This is a genomic window from Streptococcus sp. SR1 (genome assembly GCF_000526075.1).
Taxonomy (GTDB): Bacteria; Bacillota; Bacilli; order Lactobacillales; family Streptococcaceae; genus Streptococcus; species Streptococcus halitosis.
Map to the genome: position 1 here is coordinate 22,986 of NZ_JATR01000020.1, position 25,444 is coordinate 48,429.

The following is a 25,444-nucleotide window of genomic DNA, read 5'->3' on the forward strand; positions in this document are numbered from 1 at the left end:
TATATGCCAGGATATGAACGATTTCTCGTACAGATCTTCATCACCCTTATCCCTGTGATTGGTCTTTATTTTTCGATGAAAGATAAAGCAACCAAACAAGAGAATCGTCTTACGATTTTAGAGAAAGATATCGAAAATCTGAACGAATTCAAGACATCAGCCAACAAGCGGCTCGATAACCACGATGAACAGAATAAGGCTATCTTAGTACTAGCTGAGCAAGTGAAATCGCTTGGTGAAGACGTGAGAGAGCTTAAAAATTTAATTCAAAATAAACAATAAAAGGAGAAATACACATGATTAACTGGAAATTGCGTTTGCAAAATAAAGCAACACTTATTGCCCTTTTGGGGGCAATCTTCTTGATGGCTCAACAATTCGGTCTTGAAATTCCCAAAAATATCCAAGACGGTGTGAACACATTCGTTTACATTCTTGTTTTAATTGGCGTTGTAAATGACCCAACAACTGCAGGAATTTCTGATAGCAAACGTGCTCTTGAATACTACGAACCAAGCGAAGATTAGGAGAGAATAATGAAGAAAAACGACTTATTCATCGACGTATCTAGCCATAATGGATACGATATTACAGGTATTTTGGAGGAAATGGGTACACAAAATACCATCATCAAAATCTCAGAAAGCACAAGCTACCTAAATCCGTGCCGACATGCCCAAGTAGAACAATCAAATCCTATCGGGTTCTACCATTTTGCGTGGTTCGGCGGAGACGTAGAAGAAGCTGAGCGAGAGGCACGCTACTTCCTTGATAATGTGCCTCAAAAAGTAAAATACTTGTGTCTTGATTACGAAGATCACGCTAGCGGAGATAAACAGGCAAATACAGATGCTTGTATTCGCTTCATGGAAATCCTCAAAGAAAATGGCTATGAGCCAATCTATTACAGCTACAAGCCATTCACGCTCAATAATATCTATTATGAGCAGATTCTTGCTAAATTCCCAAATAGCCTTTGGATTGCCGGCTATGGGCTAAATGATGGTAACGCTGACTTTGAATATTTCCCAAGTATGGACGGAATCCGTTGGTGGCAATACTCTTCAAATCCATACGACAAGAACATTGTTTTACTAGATGACGAAGAAGCCGAGCCAAAATGGAAAAGAAATGATACTGGTTGGTGGTGGGAACACCCCGACGGATCTTATCCAAAAGAAGAATGGGAAAAAATCGGCGGTGTGTGGTACTACTTTGATGCTAAAGGATATTGTCTAACCAGTCAATGGTTCAAAGAAAATGATAAGTGGTACTACCTCAAAGAAAATGGGGCAATGGCCATTGGTTGGGTGTTTGTGAATGGCAAATGGTACTATCTTGATGCTTCAGGAGCAATGGTCACTGGCTGGGTTCAATACAAGGACAAACTATACCATCTCAAAGAAGAGAATGGAGCAATGTCTTCAGAAGAACTTGTTAAAGTTGAAGGTGGCTGGTACTACGTCAACGAAGATGGAAGCCGCTCAGACAAACCAGCACTTGATGTATTACCTGATGGACTAATTGTTACCACTAAATAATATTTTTAAAATAAAGAAAGGAAAATTTCTAAAATATTGTTCTAATTGTAACCGCAGGCTTAGGCTTGCGGTTTTTTTGTTTGCTCTGAAAGTACTTTCTGAATTAAAAAAAGTTGAAATTTCTTTATCAAAATACTTGACGTACGTCAAGTATTTTGATATACTATAATCAAGATAAGGAAACGAGGAAATCAAAAATGAAAAAAGAAGTTATGACACTAGCATGGGAAATAGCAAAACGTGGTGCTAAAAGATTCGGCGGTTCAACAGTTGAATATATCGCAGAAGCTATGAAAATCGCATGGGGAATCGTTAAATCAGAACAAGAAGAAACAGAACACTATAACTTAAAACAATGGCATGCAGTTGAAGCAAAAATGCGCCAAGCTGGTAAATATGGATACGCTAATATGCTCGGCGAAGCTAAAGAAGTACACTTCAACGAAGTGATGCACAAAGCTGGTGCTTACTACGGCATCGAAGTTATTGCAGACGGTTCTAACTACGGAACTTACTATATTTCAGAAAAAATTTGGGGTTAAGGAGAAGAATATCATGGTTACTGAAGAACAATTAAAAGAAGTGCTTGTTGGCATTTATGAAACAGAATATAAGGATGAACAAACGTTTGAAGAGTACGCAGATGGCTGGGATTTTTGGATTGACAAAGATGGAGACATCTTAATTGAGGGGCGTGGCATGAAACCGATTGACGGAGTTCAAAAAGTAGGTCACGTAGATAACGGGGTGATATATGCTTATTAACACATCACGAGTTGAGATGGTCTTAATGAATAAGGCTATCTCAGCTTATCGCTTAGCAAAAGAGATCGGCATACAGGAGAGCTCTATATCTCTCTTGAGAAATGGCAAAAAGGACCTTGACAAATTAAGCCTTGAGGTAGCTATGAGAGTTCAGGCTTGGATTGATGCCGGCAATTATAGTTTTAGCTACGATTACAGTGAACTAATCGAAAAGTTAGAAGCAGACATAGAGAAAGGGCTGGCAGACGAATATATTTATATTGTTCGTGGTGGATACAACGAGGTCATGGAGAAGTGCATGATTATCGACTATTATTATGATCCTGAAGAAATTGCAGAAGGCGATATTGCTGAAAAAGTCTTGACTAGCTCGGCGCTTGCTGAAATGGAGAAAGATAACGAGATATTTTAATTAAAATGAGGAAGGTTGATTTAACAGGCAACATTTACGGCCGTCTGACTGTTATCACAGATGATGGTTCAAGAACTAAGACAGGAAGAGTCTTATGGTTGTGCGAATGTTCTTGTGGTAATAAAGTTCACGTTCAATCCCAAAATTTAAAGGATGGTCGAACCAAATCTTGCGGGTGCCTTAACGACGAGAAAAAGCGTGAGAGATTCAAAGATTTATCAGGAACTGAAACAGATAACTTCAAGATTGTTGACAGAGCGTATTCTAAGAATCAGCGTGTTTACTGGAATTGTATTTGCAAGCATTGCGGAAATCACATCGAATTACAAAGCAATCAGATAGAGCGATATTCTAGTTGCGGATGCAAGCGCAATCGCAGTTCAAAAGAGCGAATGGCTGAAATCAGTGATCCTGAATCATTAAAGACAAGCAGACCGACCGCTAAAAGTACGACTGGAGTTCGAGGTGTTTACTACAACAAGCGAAAAAAGAGATATGTTGCTTATATCAATGTTGACAAGAAACCAAAATATTTAGGCAGTAGCGTAGATTTGAAAGAAGCAGCAGACATCAGACGCAAAGCTGAAATTGAATATGGGTATAAATAAAGCAGTGACCGAAATCACTGCTTATCAGCTATAGCAAATTCATAGAGCTTTTCTGCCGTTAGAAGCGCCATTTTGTCCATGCTTGTTTTTCCTTTTCTGAGGTCAGAAACAGTAGTCCAAGGAACTCCAGCGCCTTGTGAAATAGCAGATGTAGAAATAGAACTGTTAAGTAATTCTTGAATAACTTTTCTCATATTATTTGTCCTTTTTATTTTTTAGATAGATATATACATTGATCACAATTATAAAAATAGCTATTGCACTAACCATTGCTTTTCCTCTTTTCATTTGATAAAATAGAGGTGTGAGGGGCTTTCGCCCCCACCTCTTAGCGTTTACCTTTTTCTTTTGCGGGAGTTGGGGTTACGCTTTTTGTTTTGCCTTGCGACTGTTATTGCAGTCACCAGACTTGCTATAGCAGTTACCGTTTCAGGGATATTATCTATCGCCTTTTCAAGTAACCTAAGCCAATCTTCTTTGTTCAACTTCCTCACCTCCTTTCCTTATCTTGATTATATTATATCACGGTATACCGAGAAAGTCAAGCGTTTTGATGAAGTTTTTTTAAATTTTTTCAAAAAAATAGACCTTGTCCAGAGGTCGGGGAGTTGGAGGGGACACCCTCCAAAAGCATTGATTTAATAAGATTTTATTTTACCTTTTTCATAATAATCTCCCTAAAGAAGTCACCCAATCAGGTGGCCTTTTTGTCAGTTTCTAAGTCATATTTAGGTGTCTTCCTGAAAGTAGTACTCCTTTTAAGACAAGGAAAAAAACAGTGACATTACTCACTGATTCTTTTGTAAACTATTAGAACTAAATTGCAGCCTTCTCAACTATACGGGCAAAGGTGAGTATGAAAATGAATACGAAGATGAATACGATTTAAAAAAATGACGAAAATCAACGAAAATGATTTTAAATAAAAATAAGCGAAAACTCAACTATTGATAAGCAACAGAAAGCATTGGTAAACATTTGTCACTTATACCATAGTTCGTGACAGTTCCTGGTTTTTTTGATAAAATCATACAGTATGCCTTTGGGCACAAAGTATGAACTGGGACTGTCTTTCCCAGCTTCGGAGGTAGAAAATGTCAGATTCACCAATCAAATACCGTTTGATTAAGAAAGAAAAACACACAGGAGCTCGTCTAGGAGAAATCATCACCCCACACGGTACCTTCCCGACACCCATGTTTATGCCAGTTGGGACCCAAGCCACTGTTAAAACCCAGTCACCTGAAGAGTTAAAGGAGATGGGATCAGGGATTATCCTCTCTAATACTTATCATCTCTGGCTTCGCCCTGGAGATGAACTCATCGCACGCGCAGGCGGTCTCCACAAGTTCATGAATTGGGACCAGCCAATTTTGACGGATAGTGGTGGTTTCCAGGTTTATTCCCTAGCAGATAGCCGAAATATCACAGAAGAAGGCGTAACCTTTAAAAACCATCTCAATGGTTCCAAGATGTTCCTGTCGCCAGAAAAGGCTATTTCTATTCAGAATAATCTGGGCTCAGACATCATGATGTCTTTTGATGAATGTCCTCAGTTTTATCAACCTTACGACTACGTTAAGAAATCCATCGAGCGTACCAGTCGTTGGGCCGAACGTGGCTTAAAGGCTCACCGTCGTCCGGAGGATCAAGGTTTGTTTGGGATTGTACAGGGGGCAGGATTTGAAGACCTTCGCCGTCAGTCAGCTCACGACCTTGTCAGCATGGACTTTCCAGGCTACTCTATCGGTGGTTTGGCAGTGGGAGAAACGCACGAAGAGATGAATGCAGTCTTGGACTTCACAACCCAACTCCTTCCTGAAAACAAACCTCGCTATTTGATGGGAGTGGGAGCGCCAGATAGCTTGATTGATGGGGTTATTCGTGGTGTGGATATGTTTGACTGTGTCTTGCCGACTCGTATCGCTCGTAACGGAACTTGTATGACCAGCCAAGGTCGTTTGGTTGTCAAAAATGCCCAATTCGCTGAAGACTTTACGCCACTGGATCCTGAGTGTGATTGCTATACATGCAAGAACTACACACGCGCCTACCTTCGTCACTTGCTCAAGGCTGACGAAACCTTTGGCATCCGCTTGACTAGCTATCACAACCTTTACTTCTTGCTCAACCTGATGAAGCAAGTACGCCAAGCCATCATGAATGACAATCTCTTGGAATTTCGTGAGTATTTTGTAGAAAAATATGGCTACAACAAGTCAGGACGCAATTTTTAAAGTGTAAAAATAGAATGCCAAAATCCTAAGTTTTCTCTTAGGATTTTTCTTCTTTTTTTGATAAAATAAGGTGTATTATGGAATAAAATTAGATGTTTTTACGATCTAATTGAGTGGGGAATAAACTCGTATGCGTATTAAATGGTTTTCCTTGATTAGGATTACAGGTTTACTTTTGGTGCTCTTGTACCACTTCTTTCAAACAATCTTTCCTGGAGGCTTCTTTGGGGTAGATGTCTTTTTCACTTTTTCAGGATTTTTGATCACTGCCCTCCTTTTAGAAGAATTTGGGAAAAAACGCCAGATTGATTTACTAGGCTTTTTTAAGAGACGGTTTTACCGCATCGTACCACCTGTGGTTCTGATGGTTTTGGTGACCATGCCCTTTACCCTCCTAGTTCGCCAAGACTATGTTGCTGGAATTGGTGGCCAGATTGCTGGAGTTTTTGGTTTCATGACCAACTTCTATGAGATGTTAACAGGGGGAAGTTACGAATCCCAGTTCATTCCGCATCTCTTTGTTCATAACTGGAGTCTAGCTGTTGAGGTTCACTACTATATTCTCTGGGGATTGGCGGTTTGGTTCTTATCGAAACGTTCAAAATCTAGTAGTCAATTGAGAGGGATGGTCTTTCTTCTTTCTGCGGGAGCTTTCATCATTAGCTTCTTCTCCATGTTTATTGGTAGTCTAATGGCTAGTTCCCATTCATCTGTCTACTTTTCAAGTTTAACCCATGTCTATCCCTTCTTTTTAGGAAGCATTTTAGCGACAGTTGTAGGGGTTCGTCAGACGAGCGATTTAGTCAAGCAGTTTGACCGGACGTGGGATCTTCGTCAGAATTTACTGGTGTTTGCTGCAGGTCTTTTGGTATTAGTGCTCTTGACTTTCTTTGTCAAGTTCACCTACCTGTTTGCTTATCTATTCGGTTTCTTACTGGCAAGTTTAGCGGCCGTGACCATGATTTTTGCTGCGCGTGTCTTGCATGAGAAAACGCCTGAGATACGAGAGCCTCATATAATCACATTTTTAGCGGATACCAGCTACGCGGTTTATCTCTTCCACTGGCCTTTCTATATTATCTTTTCGCAGTTGATGAGCAATCTGCCAGCTGTTATTTTAACCGTTATCTTTTCCTATTTCTTCGCTATCCTATCCTTCTATATTATTGAGCCATTGATTGCTGGTAAGACCAACGCTTTAGTTAGAAAAATCACTAAACTGCGTCATATCAAACCTATTAGTGCTAGTGTTGTGGGCGCCCTTTCTTTACTTACTTTGATTATCATAGCTGCAGCTCCTCAGGTTGGAGCTTTTGAGACAGACTTGATGATCAATGGTTTCAAGCAAGCTCAGACCAATATAGGACAAACAAAGACTCTGGCTGAACAAGCTGAAGTCAGTCGCCTAGGAATTTCTGAGGGAACGAGTCTGATTGGGGATTCAGTGACTTTACGTGCCAATACAGCCTTAAAAGAGGCACTTCCTGATGCAAATATCAATGCTCAGGTTAGTCGGACGACCAAGCAAGCCAATGACATCATGCTCAATAATAGCCAGAACAAGGCGCTTTTAAAAACAGTTGTCATTGCAACGGGAGTCAACAATCCTGAAGGTTATAAGAATGATTTGGACAGTATCGTGAACAATCTACCGAAAGGGCACCATCTGATACTGGTGACACCTTATGAGGGAGACAAGAGCAAGGACACTTATGCATCAGTGGAGCAGTATGCGGCTTATACGAGAGAATTAGCTGAAAAGAATCCATATGTGAGCATTGCTGACTGGAATAAGGTCGCTAAGGAACACCCTGAAATCTGGGCTGGAACTGACCAAGTCCACTTTGGAAATGATAGCAACATGATTGAAGAAGGTGCTAAACTTTACGCAGAAACGATTGCAGCTGCTGTCAAGGCTGCTCAAGAGCTACCTGTAAAATCAAAATAAGATCAAAGAGTTGGAGAAATCCAGCTCTTTTAAAATATCTCTAGAAAATAGGTCTATACCATTTACAAATGAAAAAGAAAGGTTTATAATGTAATTGACATAATAAATTCTAGAATCAATCTATCAAGGAGGTTATCATTATGCCTAATTATATTAAAGCGGATCAGTTTTTCTACCCACACGGAGTTCGTCGTGGCGGTTACTTGGAACTTGTGGATGGCAAGTTTGGCAAGCATGTAGAACAGATTCCTGAAGGAGCTGAGGTGATTGACTATACCGGTTATAGCATTGCCCCAGGACTTGTGGATACCCATATTCATGGATTTGGCGGTGTCGATGTCATGGATAATAATATCGAAGGAACCCTTCATACCATGAGTGAAGGATTGCTTAGCACAGGTGTTACCAGCTTCTTGCCAACGACGTTGACTTCCTCTTACGAGCAGTTGCTTGCGGTAACTGAAAATATCGGTGCTCGTTACCAGGAAGCAAGTGGAGCCAAGATTCGTGGGATCTATTTTGAAGGCCCTTATTTCACAGAGAAATACAAAGGAGCTCAAAATCCTGCTTACATGAAAGATCCTCGTATGGATGAGTTTCGTGCTTGGCAAAAAGCAGCTAATGGCCTGCTCAATAAAATTGCCCTTGCGCCAGAACGTGAAGGTGTAGAAGACTTTGTTCGTACAATTACGGGTGAAGGAGTGACTGTTGCTCTTGGACACTCCAATGCGACTTTTGATGAAGCTAAAAAAGCAGTCGATGCTGGAGCGAGTGTTTGGGTACATGCCTACAATGGAATGCGTGGGTTGACTCACCGTGAGCTCGGTATGGTGGGAGCCATGTATGAGTTGCCACATACTTACGCTGAATTGATTTGTGATGGTCACCACGTAGATCCAAAGGCCTGTGATATTTTGCTCAAGCAAAAAGGAACTGAAAATATCGCCCTTATCACAGACTGTATGACAGCTGGTGGCTTGGAAGATGGAGATTACATGTTGGGAGAATTCCCAGTAGTTGTTGCTAATGGAACTGCTCGCCTCAAATCGACAGGCAATTTGGCAGGTTCTATCCTTAAACTCAAAGATGGTTTGAAGAATGTGGTCGAATGGGGAATTGCGAATCCGCATGAAGCAGTCATGATGGCCAGCCTCAACCCAGCAAAATCTGTTCACATCGATGATGTCTGTGGTCAAATCCGTGAAGGTTACGATGCCGACTTTATCGTACTAGATAAAGATTTGGAATTGGTAGCAACCTACCTAGATGGTGTGAAACGTTATCAAGCCTAAGAAGATAAAAATAGGGGTCAATAAAGGACTCCTATTTTTATTATCAGATGAAAATAACAGGCTTCTTAAAGAAGTTTCTAATGGGGGAAATAAGCAAAATCCTTTTCTTGTATTAAAAAATTAGATATAATATACGGTACAAAGGAAGTAGTAAGAATGTATCGTGTTATAGAAATGTATGGGGATTTTGAACCGTGGTGGTTCATAGAAGGTTGGGAAGAAGATGTCATCATGAGTCAATCTTTTGATAAGTATTATGATGCTCTAAAATATTATAAATCATGCTGGTTTGAGCTGGAAAAGAAGAATCCTCTTTATAAGAGTCGGAGTGATTTGATGACTATTTTTTGGGATCCTGCTGATAAACGCTGGTGTGATGAGTGCGATGAGTATTTGCAGCAGTACCATTCTTTGGCACTTTTACAGGATGAGCAAGTCATCCCCGATGAAAAGCTACGTCCAGGCTACGAAAAACAAACAGGCCAAGAAAAGCACCGTTCTTGCCGTATGAAATGGAGATAAAAAGTAACTTTTTAAGTTGCTTTTTTTATTTTTTTGCGAATAGTTAGATAAGGAGGGCGGTATGGTACAAGAAATTGCACAGAAAATTATTGCGACTGCGAAAGAAAAGAAGGCTCAGGATATCTATTTTATCCCCAAGGAAAAGTGCTATGAGCTTCACATGCGGATTGGAGACGAGCGGTGTCTAGTTGACTCCTATGAGTTTGATGTTTTAGCTGCTGTGATTAGTCATTTTAAGTTTGTAGCGGGTATGAATGTAGGAGAGAAGAGGCGTAGTCAGCTGGGATCTTGCGACTATCAGCATGGGGAGAAGGTGTCTTCTCTGCGTTTGTCCACCGTAGGAGATTATCGGGGACATGAGAGTTTGGTCATTCGTTTGTTGCACGATGAGGAACAGGACCTGCATTTCTGGTTTCAGGATATGAACGAACTGGGTGAGCAGTACAGGCAACGGGGGCTCTATCTCTTTGCTGGCCCAGTCGGCAGTGGCAAGACGACCTTGATGCACGAATTAGCCAAGTCCCTCTTTAAGGGGCAGCAGGTCATGTCCATTGAAGACCCAGTAGAAATCAAGCAGGAAGACATGCTCCAGTTGCAGTTGAATGAAGCGATTGGCTTGACCTATGAAAATCTGATCAAACTGTCTCTCCGACATCGTCCGGACCTCTTGATTATTGGTGAAATTCGGGATAGTGAGACGGCACGTGCAGTGGTCAGAGCTAGTTTGACAGGTGCGACAGTCTTTTCAACCATTCATGCCAAGAGTATCCGAGGAGTTTATGAACGCCTTCTGGAGTTGGGTGTGACGGAGGAGGAATTAGCAGTTGTTCTGCAAGGAGTCTGCTACCAGAGATTAATCGGGGGAGGAGGAATCGTTGACTTTGCAAACAAAGACTATCAAGAACACCAGCCAACTAACTGGAATGAGCAGATTGACCAGCTTCTTAAAGATGGACATATCACAAGTCTTCAGGCTGAAACGGAAAAAATTAGCTACAGCTAAGCAGAAGAAAATCATCACCTTGTTTAACAACCTCTTCTCCAGTGGCTTTCATTTGGTGGAAATTATTTCTTTCTTGAGCAGAAGTGCCCTGCTGGAAAAGGACTATGTGGCCCAGATGCACCAAGGTTTGTCTCAGGGGAAATCTTTCTCAGAGATGATGGATAGCTTGGGTTTTTCAAGTGCTATTGTGACCCAATTATCTCTAGCTGAAGTTCATGGAAATCTTCACCTGAGTTTGGGAAAGATAGAAGAATATCTGGATAATCTGTCCAAGGTCAAGAAGAAGTTAATTGAAGTAGCGACCTATCCTTTGATTTTACTGGGATTTCTCCTGCTAATCATGTTGGGGCTGAGAAACTATTTGCTGCCTCAACTGGACAGTAGCAATATCGCCACTCAAATCATTGGCAATCTGCCACAAATTTTTCTGGGACTAGTATTGGCTTGCTCTCTGTCTCTACTTTTAGCTCTCACTTTCTACAAAAGAAGTTCTAAGATGCGGGTCTTCTCTATGTTAGCACGGATTCCCTTTCTTGGAATCTTTGTCCAGACTTATCTGACAGCTTATTATGCGCGTGAATGGGGCAATATGGTTTCACAGGGAATGGAGCTGACGCAGATTTTTCATATCATGCAGGAACAAGGCTCCCAGCTCTTTAAAGAAATCGGTCAAGATCTGGCTCAAGCCCTGCAAAATGGCCGCGAATTTTCTCAAACCATAGCGACTTATCCTTTCTTTAAAAAGGAGTTGAGTCTCATCATCGAGTATGGGGAAGTCAAGTCCAAGCTGGGGAGTGAGTTGGAAATCTATGCTGAAAAAACTTGGGAAGCCTTTTTTACCCGAGTTAATCGTACCATGAATCTGGTACAGCCACTGGTTTTCATCTTTGTGGCCCTGATTATCGTTTTACTTTATGCGGCAATGCTTATGCCCATGTATCAAAATATGGAGGTAAATTTTTAAAATGAAAAAACTCATGACAAATTTAAAAAAAGCCAAGGTTAAAGCTTTCACTTTGGTAGAAATGCTAGTCGTCCTTTTAATCATCAGCGTTCTTCTCTTGCTCTTTGTGCCCAATTTGACCAAGCAAAAGGATGCCGTAGATGACAAAGGAAAAGCTGCTGTTGTCAAGGTCGTGGAAAGCCAGGCAGAACTTTATCGTTTGGATAAAAATGATGATGCCAGCCTCAGCAAATTACAAGCGGACGGTCGTATCACTGCTGAGCAAGCCAAAGCTTATAAAGACTACCATGCAAAACAAAAAACAAGCCAAACCGTTGCAGATTAAGGCCTTTACTATGCTGGAAAGTCTCTTAGTTTTGGGACTTGTGAGTATCCTTGCTTTGGGCTTGTCCGGCTCAGTTCAGTCCAGTTTTGCAGCGGTAGAGGAGCAGATTTTCTTTATGGAGTTTGAAGAACTCTATAGGGAAACGCAAAAACGCAGTGTTGCTAGTCAGCAAAAAACCAGTCTGAACTTAGATGGACAGACGATCAGCAATGGCAATCAAAACTTGACCGTTCCAAAAGGAATTCAGGCACCATCAGGACAAAGCATTATATTTGATCGAGCTGGGGGCAATTCGTCCCTGGCTAAGGTTGAATTTCAGACTAGCAAAGGAGCGATTCGCTATCAATTATATCTAGGAAATGGAAAAATTAAACGCATTAAGGAAACTAAAAATTAAGGCAGTAATCTTACTAGAAGCAGTAGTAGCTTTGGCTGTGTTTGCCAGCATTGCGACCCTTCTTTTGGGACAAATTCAAAAAAATAGACAAGAAGAGGCAGAAATCTTGCAAAAGGAAGAAGTCTTACGTGTGGCTAAGATGGCTCTGCAGACAGGTCAAAATCAGGTAAACATAAATGGAGTGGAGATTCAGGTGCTTGCTAGTGAAAAAGAAGTGGAGGTCTACCATGGTTCAGAGAAGTTGCTCGACCTTAAAGAGCAGTAAGGTAAGAGCGTTCACTCTTTTAGAATCTCTGATTGCCCTTATCGTCATTAGCGGAGGCTTGCTCCTCTTTCAAGCTATGAGTCAGCTCCTCATTTCAGAAGTTCGTTACCAGCAGCAAAGCGAGCAAAAGGAGTGGCTCTTGTTTGTGGGTCAACTGGAGGCAGAGTTAGAGCGTTCGCAGTTTGAAAAGGTAGAAGGCAATCGCCTCTACATGAAACAGGATGGTAAGGATATCTCTATAGGTAAGTCTAAATCGGATGATTTTCGAAAAACGGATACCAGCGGACGGGGCTACCAACCTATGGTTTATGGACTTAAATCAGCTCAAATTACAGAGGAAAATCAATTGGTTCACTTTCGTTTCCAATTTCAAAAGGGCTTAGAAAGGGAGTTCATCTATCGTGTGGAAAAAGCAAAAAGTTAAGGCAGGAGTTCTCCTCTATGCAGTCACCATGGCAGCCATTTTTAGCCTTTTGTTGCAGTTTTATTTGAATCGGCAAGTAGCCCATCACAAAGATTTTGCCCTAAACAAAGAAAAGTTGGCAGCTTTTGCCATGGCCAAGCGAAGCAAAGAGAAGGTTGAGCAAGAAAGTGGGGAACGAGTCTTCAACTTAGGAAAAGTCAGGTATCAAAATACGAAAACAGGTTTTGTAACAAGTGTTCGTATGAATAAGGGCAATTATGAATTTCTCTTTCCTCCGCTGAAAACCCAAGAAAAGAAAACAGCTAAAAAGGAAGAGGTAGCGACTGATTCAAGCAATCAAGCAGGGAAGAAAAAATCAGAAGAAAAGCCTGAAAAGAAAGACAAATCCTAGTCAATTCAACTTCTTTGTGCTAAACTAAAAGCATGAAACATGATTTTAATCACAAAGCAGAAACTTTTGATTCGCCCAAAAATATCTTTCTTGCAAATTTGATTTGTCAAGCAGTTGAAGCACAGATTGATTTTCTATCAGACAAGGCAATACTGGACTTTGGTGGTGGGACGGGTCTGTTAGCCTTACCCCTAGCCAAGCAGGCCAAGTCGGTTACCCTTGTAGACATCTCGGAGAAAATGCTGGAGCAAGCCCGTTTGAAAACAGAGCAACAAGAAATCAAGAATATCCAGTTTTTGGAGCAGGATTTACTAGTAAATCCCTTGGAGCATCAATTTGACCTGATTGTTGTCAGTCGGGTTCTTCATCATATGCCTGATCTAGATGCGACTCTTGCCATGTTTCACCATCACCTTAGGGAGAATGGACAAGTGCTTATTGCTGATTTTGTCAAGACAGATACCAACCATCACGGTTTTGAATTGCCTGAACTGGAAAATAAGCTCGCCCAGTTTGGTTTTTCAAGTATTGACAGTCAGATTCTGTACAGTGCTGAAGACTTGTTTCAAGGAAATTACGCAGAGCTCTTTTTAACTGTAGCCCAAAAATCACTCGCTGACTAAAGCAGTGATTTTTTCTCTTCAGATGGAAAAAATAGGGGAATTTTGATAAGATAGAAATATGGATTTTGAAAAAATTGAACAAGCTTATACGTATTTACTAGAGAATGTCCAAGTCATCCAAAGTGATTTGGCGACCAACTTTTATGATGCCTTGGTAGAGCAAAATAGTATCTACCTAGATGGCGAGACCGAACTAGAGCAGGTCAAAGAGAACAATCAAGCCCTTAAACGCTTAGCGCTTCGCAAGGAAGAGTGGCTCAAGACCTACCAGTTTCTCTTGATGAAGGCAGGACAAACGGAGCCTTTACAGGCCAATCACCAGTTTACTCCAGATGCCATTGCCCTCCTCTTAGTACTTGTTGTGGAAGAATTGTTTGAACAAGAGGAAATTGGCATCCTCGAAATAGGTTCTGGTATGGGCATTTTGGGGGCTACTTTCTTGACTTCTCTCTCTAAAAAAGTAGATTACTTGGGAATCGAAGTGGATGACTTGCTGATTGATTTGGCAGCCAGTATGGCAGATGTGATTGGTTTACAGGCTGGTTTTGTTCAAGGCGACGCGGTTCGTCCGCAAATGCTTAAAGAAAGCGACGTGGTCATCAGCGACTTGCCTGTTGGCTATTACCCAGACGATGCTATCGCTTCGCGCTATCAAGTGGCTTCTAGTCAAGAGCATACCTATGCCCACCATTTGCTAATGGAACAAGGCCTCAAGTACCTTAAGTCAGATGGTTATGCTATTTTTCTAGCTCCGAGTGATTTATTGACCAGTCCTCAAAGTGACTTATTAAAAGGGTGGCTCAAAGACGAAGTGAGTCTGGCTGCTATCATCACTCTGCCAGAGGATATTTTCTCAACTGCAAGCCAAGCTAAAAGTATTTTTGTCTTACAGAAGAAAAGAGATAAAGAAATAGAACCCTTTGTCTATCCTCTTACTAGCTTGCAAGATCCGTCAGTTTTGTTGACCTTTAAAGAAAATTTTCAAAATTGGAGCAAAGGTACTGAAATATAAAAGAGATTTTGTTATAATAGATGAAAACGCTTAAAAAAGAGGTATCATCTTATGACAAAAACAATTGCAATCAATGCCGGAAGCTCAAGCTTGAAATGGCAACTTTATCAAATGCCAGAAGAGAAAGTTTTGGCTAAAGGCTTGATTGAACGTATTGGATTGAAAGATTCAATTTCAACAGTAAAATTTAACGGTCGTTCGGAGCAACAAATTCTTGATATTGAAGACCATACACAAGCCGTTAAAATTTTATTGGATGACTTGATTCGTTTTGACATCATCAAAGGGTACGACGAGATTACAGGTGTCGGACACCGCGTCGTTGCAGGTGGTGAATATTTCAAGGAATCAACAGTTGTTGAGGGAGATGTGATAGAAAAAGTTGAGGAGTTGGGACTCTTGGCTCCTCTTCACAATCCAGCCAACGCAGCTGGAATTCGTGCATTTAAGGAATTGCTTCCAGATATTACCAGTGTTGTTGTATTTGATACTTCATTCCACACAACCATGCCAGAAAAGGCTTATCGCTACCCTCTACCAACTAAATACTACACAGAAAACAAGGTTCGTAAATACGGTGCCCACGGGACAAGCCACCAGTTTGTCGCAGGAGAAGCAGCGAAACTTTTGGGCCGTCCTCTAGAAGACTTGAAATTGATTACCTGCCATATTGGTAATGGGGCTTCTATCACAGCTGTTAAGGGTGGGAAGTCTGTGGATACTTCTATGGGATTCACACCACTTGGAGGTGTGATGATGGGAACTCGTACAGGAGATATTGACCCTGCTATCATCCCTTATCTCATGCAATATACAGAGGATTTCAATACCCCAGAAGATATTAGCCGCATTCTCAATCGTGAATCAGGGCTCATGGGAGTTTCTGGTCAGTCAAGCGATATGCGTGATGTGATTGCTGCCATGGAAGCAGGAGACCATGATGCGACTTTGGCTTATGAAATGTATATTGATCGTATCCAAAAACATATTGGCCAATATCTTGCAGTCCTAAATGGAGCAGATGCGATTATCTTCACAGCAGGTATCGGTGAAAATGCAGCAAATTTCCGTGAGGATGTCATTTCAGGTATCTCTTGGTTTGGTTGTGATGTAGATCCAGAAAAGAATGTCTTTGGTGTAACGGGAGACATCTCAACGGACGAAGCAAAAATACGTGTCTTGGTTATTCCAACAGATGAAGAATTGGTGATTGCACGCGATGTTGAGCGCTTGAAAAAATAAGTAAATACACGTAAAATTTGATTGTGAAAAGAAGTTGGGAAAGAGATTTTCCAGCTTTTTTTATGTAGAAAATGTCTAAAACCTTGCTGTTATTGGCTTTTTCAAAAAATATGGTATAATAGTAGTAATTTAATAGATGGAGTTGAGTTTTGAAGAAAAGCTTTCGTGTAAAAAGAGAGAAAGATTTTAAGGCGATTTTCAAGGACGGAACAAGTTTTGCCAATCGAAAATTTGTTGTCTACCAATTGGAAAACCAGCAAAACCATTTTCGAGTAGGACTGTCCGTCAGCAAAAAGCTGGGGAATGCAGTTACCAGAAATCAAATTAAGAGACGAATCCGGCACATTCTACAAAGTGTAAAAGGGAGTTTAGTAGAGCATGTTGATTTTGTCGTGATTGTCCGAAAAGGGGTGGAAACCTTGGAATATGCAGAGATGGAGAAAAACCTACTCCACGTATTAAAGTTATCAAAGATTTACCAGGAAGGAAATGGGAGTGAAAAAGAAACTACAGTTGACTAGTTTGTTGGGCTTGTCCTTGTTTATCATGACAGCCTGTGCAACAAATGGTACAGCTAGCGATATAACAGCGGATTCGACAGATTTTTGGAGTAAATTCGTCTATTTTTTTGCTGAAATTATCCGCTTTTTGTCCTTTGACATTAGTATCGGAGTGGGGATTATCCTCTTCACAATCTTGATTCGGACGATTCTATTACCGGTCTTTCAGACACAGATGGTTGCCTCTAGAAAAATGCAAGAGGCTCAACCACGCATCAAGGCTTTGCGAGAGCAATATCCGGGTCGTGATATGGAAAGTAGAACCAAGCTAGACCAGGAAATGCGCAAGGTTTATAAAGAGTTAGGAATTAAGCATTCATCCTCACTCTGGCCAATTTTAATACAAATGCCGGTTCTATTGGCGCTCTTTCAAGCCTTGAGCCGAGTAGATTTTTTGAAAACAGGTCACTTTTTATGGATTAATTTGGGAGGAGTAGATACAAGTTTTGTCCTTCCGATTTTGGCGGCAGTCTTTACCTTCTTGAGTAGCTGGTTATCGAATAAAGCTTTATCCGAAAAAAGTGGAGCTACGACAGGGATGATGTATGGTATGCCGGTACTGATCTTTATCTTTGCCATCTCTGCACCTAGTGGAGTTGCCTTGTACTGGGCTGTATCCAATGCTTACCAAGTTTTGCAAACCTATTTCTTGAACAATCCTTTCAAGATTATTGCTGAAAGAGAAGCAGTGGCGCAAGCAGAAAAAGATTTAGAAGGTAAGAAGAGAAAAGCCTTGAAAAAAGCACAGAAAAAGAAAAAATAAGGAGGAATCTTGTAATGGTATTATTTACAGGTTCAACGGTTGAAGAGGCAATCCAAAAAGGATTGAAAGAATTAGACATTCCAAGAATGAAGGCCCACATCAAGGTTGTTTCGAAAGAGAAAAAAGGGTTCTTAGGCTTGTTTGGTAAGAAGCCAGCTCAAGTTGATATCGAAGCGATTAGTGAAACGACAGTGATCAAAGCCAATCAGCAGGCTATTAAAGGGGTTCCAAAAGAAGTCAATGAAAAGAATGAACCAGTAAAGAGCGTCAGCGAAGCAACAGTTGATTTGGGGCATGTAGTGGAAGCCATCAAGAAGATTGAAGAAGAAGGTCAAGGTGTTTCTGAAGAGGTCAAGGCTGAAATCTTGAAAAATGAAAAACATGCCAGCACGATTTTGGAAGAAACAGGTCATATTTCAATTTTAAATGAACTGCAAGCAGAAGATGTTGCTGAGGAAGTTAAGTCTGCCCCAGAACAAGAAGCTGAAACGCAAGAAGTAGCGAGCCAATCGTTGGAAGATTTGGGCTTAAAAGTAGAGCCAAGTTATGATATCGAACAAGTGGCAACAGAAGTAGCGAGCTACGTTCAAACCATTGTGGATGATATGGATGTTGAAGGTACGATTTCAAGCGACTACAATCGTCGTACCATCAATCTTCAAATTGACACCAACGAACCAGGCCGTATTATCGGCTATCATGGAAAAGTCTTGAAGGCCCTTCAGCTCTTGGCACAAAATTATCTTTATAATCGCTATTCAAGAACTTTCTACATTACGATTAATGTCAATGATTATGTTGAACACCGTGCAGAAGTGTTACAAACCTACGCTCAAAAATTGGCGAATCGCGTTTTGGAGGAAGGTCGTAGCCAGCAAACAGATCCAATGTCGAATAGCGAACGCAAGATTATCCATCGCATCATTTCACGCATGGATGGGGTGACGAGTTACTCTGAAGGTGACGAGCCAAATCGTTATGTTGTTGTAGATACAGAATAAACAAAATCAGGCTTGACCTGATTTTTTGCTAGAAAAAAGGAGAAGAGACCGATGATGGAAACCATCAGAAACTATCTATCTTACGCGGGGATCCAGTATCGTAATCCAGATAAGTCTGGGGATGAGCGAGAGAAGATGCTGGAATTGCGCCACAAAGGCCAGGAGGCTCGTAAGGCTTTTACAAACCTAGCCAAGACCTTCCAAGCAAGTCATCCCGAATGGCAATTGCAACAGACTAGTCAGTGGATGAATCAAGCGCAGCGCTTGCGACCGCATTTCTGGGCCTATTTACAGAGAGAGGGGCAGGTAACAGAACCCATGTTGGCGCTGCGTTTGTATGGGGAAGGTTCAGATTTTGGGATTTCCTTAGAAGTCAGTTTCATCGAGCGCAAGAAGGATGAGCAGACGCTGAGCAAACAAGCCAAAATTTTAGATATTCCACCAGTAGAAGGGATCTATTATCTAGCATACACCGATGGTCAAAGTCAAAAGGTAGAAGCTAATGAAGAAAACCGTCGGCTCTTACGCGAGAAGGTGAGAAGTCAGGAAGTCCGTAAGGTTTTGGTCAAGTCAGATGTTTCCCTTATTGAAAATCAGTCAGTAGAAGCGATATTGGAGAAGCTAGAGGGCGCTTATACTCGCTTGCTTCCGTACTATGAAGTGACGAGGAAATAGAAAATCAAATGTGTTAGATGAACGCAAATTGTTTTATTGCTATTCTATGCATTTTTTCATATAATAGTAAAATAGGATGTGTGATTCATTAATCACCTCAAAGAGAAAGGAAATTCTATGTCAAATCTATCTGTTAATGCAATTCGTTTTCTAGGTATTGACGCCATCAACAAAGCAAACTCAGGTCACCCAGGGGTGGTTATGGGGGCTGCTCCTATGGCCTATAGCCTCTTCACAAAACAACTTCGTATCAATCCAGCCCAACCAAACTGGATCAACCGCGATCGCTTTATTCTTTCAGCAGGACACGGATCTATGCTTCTCTATGCCCTTCTTCACCTTTCTGGTTTTGAAGATGTTAGCATGGATGAAATCAAGAGTTTCCGCCAATGGGGTTCTAAAACACCTGGTCATCCAGAATTTGGCCATACAGCAGGGGTTGACGCTACAACTGGTCCTCTAGGACAAGGGATTTCTACTGCTACTGGTTTTGCCCAAGCAGAACGTTTCCTTGCGGCGAAGTATAACCGTGAAGGCTTCAATATCTTTGACCACTATACTTATGTGATCTGTGGAGACGGAGACTTGATGGAAGGTGTCTCCAGTGAGGCAGCTTCATACGCAGGCTTGCAAAAACTTGACAAGTTGGTGGTTCTTTATGATTCAAATGACATCAACTTGGATGGTGAGACAAAAGATTCCTTTACAGAAAGTGTTCGTGACCGTTACAATGCTTACGGTTGGCATACAGCCTTGGTTGAAGATGGAACAGACTTGGAAGCAATCCATGCGGCTATCGAAGCAGCTAAAGCTTCAGGCAAACCATCTTTGATTGAAGTGAAGACTGTGATTGGATATGGCTCTCCAAATAAACAAGGAACCAATGCTGTACACGGTGCTCCTCTTGGTGCAGACGAAACTGCAGCAACTCGTCAAGCTCTCGGTTGGGACTATGAACCATTTGAAATCCCAGCTGAAGTATATGCTGATTTCAAGGAAAATGTTGCAGACCGTGGTGCATCAGCCTATGAAGCATGGACAAAACTAGTCGCTGACTATAAAGAAGCACATCCAGAACTGGCTGCAGAAGTAGAAGCCATTATCGACGGCCGTGACCCAGTTGAGGTGACTCCAGCAGACTTTCCAGCCTTAGAAAATGGTTTCTCTCAAGCAACTCGTAATTCAAGTCAGGATGCTTTGAACGTTGTAGCTGCTAAGTTGCCAACTTTCCTAGGTGGATCAGCTGACCTCGCTCACTCAAACATGACTTATATCAAAACGGATGGACTTCAAGACGACGCTAATCGCTTGAACCGCAACATTCAGTTTGGTGTTCGTGAATTTGCAATGGGAACGATTTTGAACGGGATGGCTCTTCACGGTGGACTTCGTGTTTATGGTGGAACTTTCTTCGTCTTTTCTGACTATGTGAAGGCGGCTGTTCGTTTGTCAGCCTTGCAAGGACTTCCTGTGACTTATGTCTTTACCCACGATTCTATTGCAGTTGGTGAAGATGGTCCAACTCACGAACCAGTTGAACACTTAGCAGGTCTCCGTGCCATGCCAAATCTGAATGTTTTCCGTCCAGCAGATGCGCGTGAAACTCAAGCAGCTTGGTACCTTGCAGTGACAAGTGAGAAAACACCAACTGCTCTTGTCTTGACACGTCAAAACTTGACTGTTGAAGAAGGGACAGACTTTGACAAGGTTGCGAAAGGTGCCTATGTCGTCTATGAAAATGCGGCAGACTTTGATACGATCTTGATTGCAACAGGTTCAGAGGTCAATCTAGCTGTCGCAGCTGCCAAAGAATTAGCTAGTCAAGGCGCAAAAATCCGCGTAGTCAGCATGCCATCTACAGATGTCTTTGATAAACAAGATGCAGCATACAAGGAAGAAATCCTTCCAAATGCAGTTCGCCGTCGTGTTGCAGTCGAAATGGGTGCAACTCAAAACTGGTACAAATATGTTGGTCTAGATGGTGCAGTTCTCGGTATTGATACATTTGGTGCGTCTGCCCCAGCACCAAAAGTATTGGCAGAGTACGGATTCACAGTTGAAAATCTAGTCAAAGTCGTTCAAAACTTGAAATAATCGCAGAAATCAGAGTCCTCACTCTGATTTTTTTATCATCATAAAACAAGGTACAACCTTGTAAAAGTAGCTGAAATTTGATATAGTAGTCCTATGTAAAAGACAAAGGAGAAAACAATGAATCCAAATATTACTTTTTTAATCATGCTTGTAGGTATGATGGCCTTGATGTTCTTTATGCAACGTTCTCAAAAGAAACAAGCTCAAAAGCGTATGGAAAGCTTGAACAAGCTTCAAAAAGGCTATGAAGTTATTACAATTGGCGGCCTTTACGGAACAGTGGATGAAGTAGACACTGAGAAGAGAACAATCGTACTTGATGTAGATGGCGTTTATTTGACTTTTGAATTGGCTGCTATCAAGACAGTGTTGCCACTCAAAGAGGCTGTGACACCAGAAGGAACAGTTGTTGACGAAGGCGGAGCAATCGAAGAATAAAACGGGACCTGTCACTCCCGTTTTTCTATGAAGTGAGAGGAAAAGGGATGAGAAAAATAGTATTTGTGTGCTTAGGAAATATCTGCCGTAGCCCCATGGCAGAGTTTGTGATGAAATCCATGACGAGCGATTACCAAGTCGAGAGCCGTGCCACGTCATCATGGGAACATGGCAATCCGATTCATAAGGGAACGCAGGGAATTTTCCAGCAGTATCAGATTCCTTATGACAAAGACAAAACATCACTCCAGATTCGTAGAGAAGACTTTGAATCGTTTGATTACATTATCGGTATGGATGCTTCAAACGTTTCAGATCTGCGTCAAATGTGTCCTCAGGAATTGCAGCATAAGATCTCCCCTTTTGCATCTGAAAGTGTCCCGGATCCTTGGTATACAGGAGATTTTGAGGAAACCTATGCTCGCATCACAAGTGGATGTCGAAGCTGGCTAGATCGATTAGAAAATGAGAGTGACAATGGAAAAGCTTAAACAAATCTATGAAAAGTATAGAGTTTACCTAACTCGCCCTAGGCTAGAGTTCATTGCAGTAGTCGTAATTGCACTCTGTGCCCTTTCAGTATTTCTACTAAATACACCTAAAAAGGGTGCCCTGACACTTGATGGCGGTGCCCTTGTTTATGATGGTACCTTGGTACGAGGAAAAATGAATGGCCAAGGAACTCTGACCTTTGAAAATGGAGACCAATATACAGGTGATTTCAATAATGGAGCCTTTAATGGAAAAGGGACTTTCCAATCAAAAGATGGCTGGAAATACGAAGGTGATTTTGTAAATGGTCAGGCTGAAGGTCAAGGGAAGTTGACTACAGAGCAAGAGGTTGTTTATGAAGGGACCTTTAAACAAGGCGTTTTTCAGCAAAAACAGTAGTCCCCAAGTTAGGAGACTATTTTCAAAACCAAAAAAGAAAACGCTTTCTTGCCTTGAATTCGATAAATAACTATCAACTAGAAAAACTTTGTGAAATAAAAAAATATTTTTCATAATTTCACAATCATCCAGATAAAACTCTATTGCACAGGTGGGTTGAGAAAAAATTCACAAACTCAGGAAATTTCTTTGTGAAATGCTTATGAAACTGTTTACAAAGTATAAAAAAAGAGTTATAATGAACTTGTGAAAAAATTAACAAAGGATAACATCCTTAAAGGCTATGGAGGATAATATGGCTGATAAAAAAACAGTAACACCAGAGGAAAAACAACTTGCTGCTGAAAAGCATGTCGACGGTCTCGTGAAAAAAGCCTTGGTTGCGCTTGATGAAATGCGCAAGTTGAACCAAGAGCAAGTTGACTACATCGTAGCAAAAGCGTCTGTTGCAGCACTTGATGCGCACGGTATCCTTGCACAACACGCAGTTGAAGAAACTGGTCGTGGTGTGTTTGAAGATAAGGCGACAAAAAATCTATTTGCCTGTGAACACGTAGTGAACAATATGCGTGGAGTTAAAACAGCTGGAGTTATTGAAGATGATCCAATTACAGGTTTGACGAAGATTGCGGAGCCGGTCGGAGTTATTTGTGGTATCACTCCAACAACAAACCCAACTTCAACAGCGATTTTTAAATCACTCATTGCTTTGAAGACACGTAACCCAATTGTTTTCGCCTTCCACCCATCAGCTCAAGAATCTTCTGCTCATGCTGCACAAATCGTTCGTGATGCAGCGATTGCAGCTGGTGCTCCTGAAAACTGTGTTCAATGGATTACAAAGCCATCTATGGAAGCAACTGGGGCACTTATGAACCATGAAGGTGTTGCGACTATCCTCGCAACTGGTGGGAATGCTATGGTTAAAGCTGCATACTCATGTGGAAAACCAGCTCTTGGGGTAGGTGCCGGAAACGTTCCTGCCTATGTAGAAAAATCTGCTGACCTTCGTCAAGCTGCTCATGACATCGTTATGTCAAAATCATTTGATAATGGGATGGTCTGTGCATCAGAACAAGCCGTTATCATTGATAAAGAAGTGTATGACGAATTTGTAGATGAATTCAAATCATACCATACTTACTTTGTAAACAAGAAAGAAAAAGCACTTCTTGAAGAATTCTGTTTCGGCGTGAAAGCAAACAGCAAAAACTGTGCAGGTGCTAAACTAAACGCAAACATCGTTGGTAAACCAGCAGCATGGATTGCAGAACAAGCAGGTTTCTCAGTTCCAGAAGGAACAAATATCCTTGCAGCAGAATGTATGGAAGTTGGAGAAAACGAGCCTTTGACTCGTGAAAAATTGTCACCAGTCATTGCAGTATTGAAAGCTGAAGACACTGAAGACGGACTTAAGAAAGCTCGTCAAATGGTTGAGTTCAATGGTCTTGGTCACTCAGCAGCTATCCATACAAAAGACGAAGCTCTTGCAAAACGTTTCGGTACGGAAATAAAGGCAATGCGTATTATCTGGAACTCTCCATCTACCTTTGGTGGTATCGGTGATGTATACAACGCCTTCATTCCATCATTAACACTTGGATGTGGTTCATATGGACACAACTCAGTTGGTGATAACGTATCCGCTATCAACCTTCTTAACATCAAGAAAGTAGGAAAACGTAGAAATAATATGCAATGGTTTAAAGTTCCTTCAAAAATCTACTTCGAACGCAATTCTATCCAATACCTTCAAACTTGCGAAGGTATCGAACGTGTCATGATTGTTACCGATAAATCAATTGAAAAACTCGGTTTTGTACAACGTGTGATTGACCAATTGAATCTTCGTAAAAACAAAGTCACGATTCAAGTCTTCTCAGATGTTGAACCAGATCCAGATATCACAACAGTTCGTCGTGGTGTTGAAGTAATGCGTTCGTTTGAACCAGACACTATCATTGCCCTTGGTGGTGGTTCACCAATGGATGCAGCTAAAGGTATGTGGATGTTCTATGAACAGCCAGACGTTGACTTCGGTGACCTCGTTCAAAAATTCATGGATATCCGCAAACGTGCCTTCAAATTCCCATCACTTGGTAAGAAAGCACAATATATCGGTATTCCAACAACATCTGGTACAGGTTCAGAAGTAACACCGTTTGCAGTTATCTCTGACAAGGCAAACAACCGGAAATACCCAATCACTGACTACGCTTTGACACCAACCATTGCAATTGTTGACCCTGCTTTGGTAGAATCTGTTCCAGCATTTATTGCTGCTGACACAGGTATGGATGTCTTGACACACGCAACTGAAGCTTATACTTCTAACTTTGCCAATGACTATACAGATGGTATTGCTCTTCAAACCATCAAGTTAGTCTTCAAATACTTGGAAAAATCTGTAAAAACAGCTGACCCAGAAGCCCGTGAAAAGATGCATAATGCCTCTACAATGGCTGGTATGGCCTTTGCAAATGCCTTCCTTGGAATGAGTCACTCAATGGCGCATAAGATTGGTGCTGTTCACCACACCATTCACGGACGTACAAATGCTATTTTACTTCCTTATGTTATCCGTTATAATGGAACTCGTCCATCTAAAACTACAACATGGCCTAAGTACAATTACTGGAAAGCTGATGAAAAATTCCAAGATATCGCTCGTATGCTAGGTCTTCCTTGCTCAACACCAGAAGAAGCGGTTGAAGCTTATGCCAAAGCAGTTTACGATCTTGGTGAAGCAGTTGGAATCACAATGAACTTCAAAGGCTTTGGAATTGATGAAAAAGCTTGGAAAGACAGCTTGCATGAAATTGCCTTACTTGCTTACGAAGACCAATGTTCACCTGCAAACCCACGCTTGCCAATGGTAGCTGACATGGAAGAAATCATGGCAGATGCTTACTATGGTTATGCAGAACGACCAGGACGTCGCAAATAATTGTTTATCAGCCTAGAGGCAGGAGTTATCCTGTCTCTTTTTTTGTACATTTTCTTGAAAAATGTTATAATAAGCGCATATAGTTATTTGAATATCAAAGTTTT

The 25,444-nt window shown here is 41.3% G+C and carries 32 protein-coding genes; 30 read left to right on the top strand and 2 right to left on the bottom strand.

Translation table 11 applies throughout. The features are described from left to right. Positions 1-3 precede the first annotated feature (3 nt). From HMPREF1518_RS06880 to HMPREF1518_RS06910, 7 genes are all read left to right on the top strand, one after another. Complete coding sequence (locus HMPREF1518_RS06880) at positions 4-282, top strand: DUF7365 family protein (protein WP_006154951.1); 279 nt, start codon at positions 4-6, stop codon at positions 280-282. 14 nt (positions 283-296) lie between these two features. Next, complete coding sequence (locus tag HMPREF1518_RS06885; protein WP_033585128.1) at positions 297-527, top strand: phage holin; 231 nt, start codon at positions 297-299, stop codon at positions 525-527. A gap of 9 nt (positions 528-536) precedes the next feature. Further along, a complete protein-coding gene (locus HMPREF1518_RS06890) occupies positions 537-1,541 on the top strand; it encodes a GH25 family lysozyme (RefSeq protein ID WP_033585131.1) in 1,005 nt (334 codons plus the stop codon). A 212-nt stretch (positions 1,542-1,753) separates the two neighbouring features. Next, positions 1,754-2,083, top strand: coding sequence for a hypothetical protein (locus HMPREF1518_RS06895; protein WP_197018564.1), 330 nt, complete (start codon positions 1,754-1,756; stop codon positions 2,081-2,083). A 13-nt stretch (positions 2,084-2,096) separates the two neighbouring features. Then, a complete protein-coding gene (locus tag HMPREF1518_RS06900) occupies positions 2,097-2,306 on the top strand; it encodes a hypothetical protein (protein ID WP_033585134.1) in 210 nt (69 codons plus the stop codon). Positions 2,307-2,322: 16 nt separating this feature from the next. Then, entirely contained in the window at positions 2,323-2,718 is a 396-nt protein-coding gene (locus tag HMPREF1518_RS06905; protein WP_231458942.1) for a hypothetical protein, read from the top strand. 5 nt (positions 2,719-2,723) lie between these two features. Then, complete coding sequence (locus tag HMPREF1518_RS06910; protein WP_033585138.1) at positions 2,724-3,326, top strand: AP2 domain-containing protein; 603 nt, start codon at positions 2,724-2,726, stop codon at positions 3,324-3,326. Positions 3,327-3,340: 14 nt separating this feature from the next. Here the strand turns inward: HMPREF1518_RS06910 and HMPREF1518_RS06915 are convergent, their stop codons facing one another. Both HMPREF1518_RS06915 and HMPREF1518_RS10935 read right to left on the bottom strand, forming a co-directional pair. Beyond that, positions 3,341-3,520, bottom strand: a complete 180-nt coding sequence (locus HMPREF1518_RS06915; RefSeq protein WP_033585139.1) for a hypothetical protein — start codon at positions 3,518-3,520, stop codon at positions 3,341-3,343. A 141-nt stretch (positions 3,521-3,661) separates the two neighbouring features. Beyond that, on the bottom strand, positions 3,662-3,811 hold the full coding sequence (locus HMPREF1518_RS10935; protein WP_197018565.1) for a hypothetical protein: 150 nt from the start codon (positions 3,809-3,811) through the stop codon (positions 3,662-3,664). Positions 3,812-4,420: 609 nt separating this feature from the next. On the opposite strand from HMPREF1518_RS10935, the gene tgt reads away from it, so the two are divergent. The 23 genes from tgt (at position 4,421) to adhE (ending at position 25,340) form a co-directional block, all read left to right on the top strand. Further along, the gene (gene tgt, locus HMPREF1518_RS06920; protein ID WP_033585140.1) at positions 4,421-5,563 is read left to right on the top strand and encodes a tRNA guanosine(34) transglycosylase Tgt; all 1,143 of its coding nucleotides are present in this window, start codon (positions 4,421-4,423) and stop codon (positions 5,561-5,563) included. A 130-nt stretch (positions 5,564-5,693) separates the two neighbouring features. Beyond that, complete coding sequence (locus HMPREF1518_RS06925; protein ID WP_033585141.1) at positions 5,694-7,511, top strand: acyltransferase family protein; 1,818 nt, start codon at positions 5,694-5,696, stop codon at positions 7,509-7,511. Between the two features lie 140 nt (positions 7,512-7,651). Further along, positions 7,652-8,803 (top strand): N-acetylglucosamine-6-phosphate deacetylase, encoded by a 1,152-nt coding sequence (gene nagA / locus HMPREF1518_RS06930; RefSeq protein ID WP_001134442.1) that lies wholly within the window; start codon positions 7,652-7,654, stop codon positions 8,801-8,803. 156 nt (positions 8,804-8,959) lie between these two features. After that, the gene (locus HMPREF1518_RS06935; RefSeq protein WP_000286396.1) at positions 8,960-9,325 is read left to right on the top strand and encodes a DUF1033 family protein; all 366 of its coding nucleotides are present in this window, start codon (positions 8,960-8,962) and stop codon (positions 9,323-9,325) included. A gap of 61 nt (positions 9,326-9,386) precedes the next feature. Next, a complete protein-coding gene (comGA, locus tag HMPREF1518_RS06940; protein WP_033585142.1) occupies positions 9,387-10,328 on the top strand; it encodes a competence type IV pilus ATPase ComGA in 942 nt (313 codons plus the stop codon). After that, positions 10,276-11,292, top strand: coding sequence for a competence type IV pilus assembly protein ComGB (comGB, locus tag HMPREF1518_RS06945; protein ID WP_081730835.1), 1,017 nt, complete (start codon positions 10,276-10,278; stop codon positions 11,290-11,292). Before comGA ends, comGB begins: the two co-directional genes overlap by 53 nt. Position 11,293: 1 nt before the next feature. Beyond that, on the top strand, positions 11,294-11,617 hold the full coding sequence (gene comGC, locus HMPREF1518_RS06950) for a competence type IV pilus major pilin ComGC (RefSeq protein WP_000735798.1): 324 nt from the start codon (positions 11,294-11,296) through the stop codon (positions 11,615-11,617). Then, positions 11,580-12,014 (top strand): competence type IV pilus minor pilin ComGD, encoded by a 435-nt coding sequence (comGD, locus tag HMPREF1518_RS06955; protein WP_001180051.1) that lies wholly within the window; start codon positions 11,580-11,582, stop codon positions 12,012-12,014. Before comGC ends, comGD begins: the two co-directional genes overlap by 38 nt. Next, the gene (gene comGE, locus HMPREF1518_RS06960; protein WP_000413368.1) at positions 11,977-12,279 is read left to right on the top strand and encodes a competence type IV pilus minor pilin ComGE; all 303 of its coding nucleotides are present in this window, start codon (positions 11,977-11,979) and stop codon (positions 12,277-12,279) included. The genes comGD and comGE overlap by 38 nt, the downstream gene beginning before the upstream one ends. Next, positions 12,242-12,703: a competence type IV pilus minor pilin ComGF gene (comGF, locus tag HMPREF1518_RS06965; protein ID WP_002876748.1), complete on the top strand. Its 462-nt coding sequence runs from the start codon at positions 12,242-12,244 to the stop codon at positions 12,701-12,703. Before comGE ends, comGF begins: the two co-directional genes overlap by 38 nt. Continuing rightward, the gene (comGG, locus tag HMPREF1518_RS06970) at positions 12,681-13,094 is read left to right on the top strand and encodes a competence type IV pilus minor pilin ComGG (protein ID WP_033585143.1); all 414 of its coding nucleotides are present in this window, start codon (positions 12,681-12,683) and stop codon (positions 13,092-13,094) included. The genes comGF and comGG overlap by 23 nt, the downstream gene beginning before the upstream one ends. 32 nt (positions 13,095-13,126) lie before the next feature. Next, positions 13,127-13,717, top strand: a complete 591-nt coding sequence (locus HMPREF1518_RS06975) for a class I SAM-dependent methyltransferase (RefSeq protein WP_033585144.1) — start codon at positions 13,127-13,129, stop codon at positions 13,715-13,717. Positions 13,718-13,775: 58 nt separating this feature from the next. After that, positions 13,776-14,729 carry a class I SAM-dependent methyltransferase gene (locus HMPREF1518_RS06980; RefSeq protein ID WP_033585145.1) on the top strand — a complete coding sequence of 318 codons (954 nt, stop codon included), beginning with the start codon at positions 13,776-13,778 and terminating at the stop codon, positions 14,727-14,729. A gap of 51 nt (positions 14,730-14,780) precedes the next feature. Next, positions 14,781-15,971 (top strand): acetate kinase, encoded by a 1,191-nt coding sequence (locus HMPREF1518_RS06985; RefSeq protein WP_033585146.1) that lies wholly within the window; start codon positions 14,781-14,783, stop codon positions 15,969-15,971. Between the two features lie 149 nt (positions 15,972-16,120). Further along, positions 16,121-16,492 carry a ribonuclease P protein component gene (gene rnpA / locus HMPREF1518_RS06990; protein WP_033585147.1) on the top strand — a complete coding sequence of 124 codons (372 nt, stop codon included), beginning with the start codon at positions 16,121-16,123 and terminating at the stop codon, positions 16,490-16,492. Then, positions 16,467-17,294, top strand: a complete 828-nt coding sequence (locus HMPREF1518_RS06995) for a membrane protein insertase YidC (protein ID WP_002879448.1) — start codon at positions 16,467-16,469, stop codon at positions 17,292-17,294. The genes rnpA and HMPREF1518_RS06995 overlap by 26 nt, the downstream gene beginning before the upstream one ends. A 14-nt stretch (positions 17,295-17,308) precedes the next feature. Then, positions 17,309-18,295, top strand: a complete 987-nt coding sequence (gene jag, locus HMPREF1518_RS07000; protein ID WP_033585149.1) for an RNA-binding cell elongation regulator Jag/EloR — start codon at positions 17,309-17,311, stop codon at positions 18,293-18,295. Positions 18,296-18,346: 51 nt separating this feature from the next. Continuing rightward, entirely contained in the window at positions 18,347-18,970 is a 624-nt protein-coding gene (locus tag HMPREF1518_RS07005; protein WP_033585151.1) for a hypothetical protein, read from the top strand. 117 nt (positions 18,971-19,087) lie between these two features. Further along, positions 19,088-21,064, top strand: a complete 1,977-nt coding sequence (gene tkt, locus HMPREF1518_RS07010; RefSeq protein WP_033585153.1) for a transketolase — start codon at positions 19,088-19,090, stop codon at positions 21,062-21,064. A 117-nt stretch (positions 21,065-21,181) separates the two neighbouring features. Continuing rightward, positions 21,182-21,502: a preprotein translocase subunit YajC gene (gene yajC / locus HMPREF1518_RS07015; protein ID WP_001069055.1), complete on the top strand. Its 321-nt coding sequence runs from the start codon at positions 21,182-21,184 to the stop codon at positions 21,500-21,502. Positions 21,503-21,549: 47 nt separating this feature from the next. After that, a complete protein-coding gene (locus HMPREF1518_RS07020; protein ID WP_033585155.1) occupies positions 21,550-21,993 on the top strand; it encodes a low molecular weight protein-tyrosine-phosphatase in 444 nt (147 codons plus the stop codon). Continuing rightward, positions 21,980-22,393, top strand: a complete 414-nt coding sequence (locus HMPREF1518_RS07025; protein ID WP_000413196.1) for an MORN repeat-containing protein — start codon at positions 21,980-21,982, stop codon at positions 22,391-22,393. The genes HMPREF1518_RS07020 and HMPREF1518_RS07025 overlap by 14 nt, the downstream gene beginning before the upstream one ends. Positions 22,394-22,688: 295 nt before the next feature. Next, the gene (gene adhE, locus HMPREF1518_RS07030; protein ID WP_033585157.1) at positions 22,689-25,340 is read left to right on the top strand and encodes a bifunctional acetaldehyde-CoA/alcohol dehydrogenase; all 2,652 of its coding nucleotides are present in this window, start codon (positions 22,689-22,691) and stop codon (positions 25,338-25,340) included. Positions 25,341-25,444: the final 104 nt, after the last annotated feature.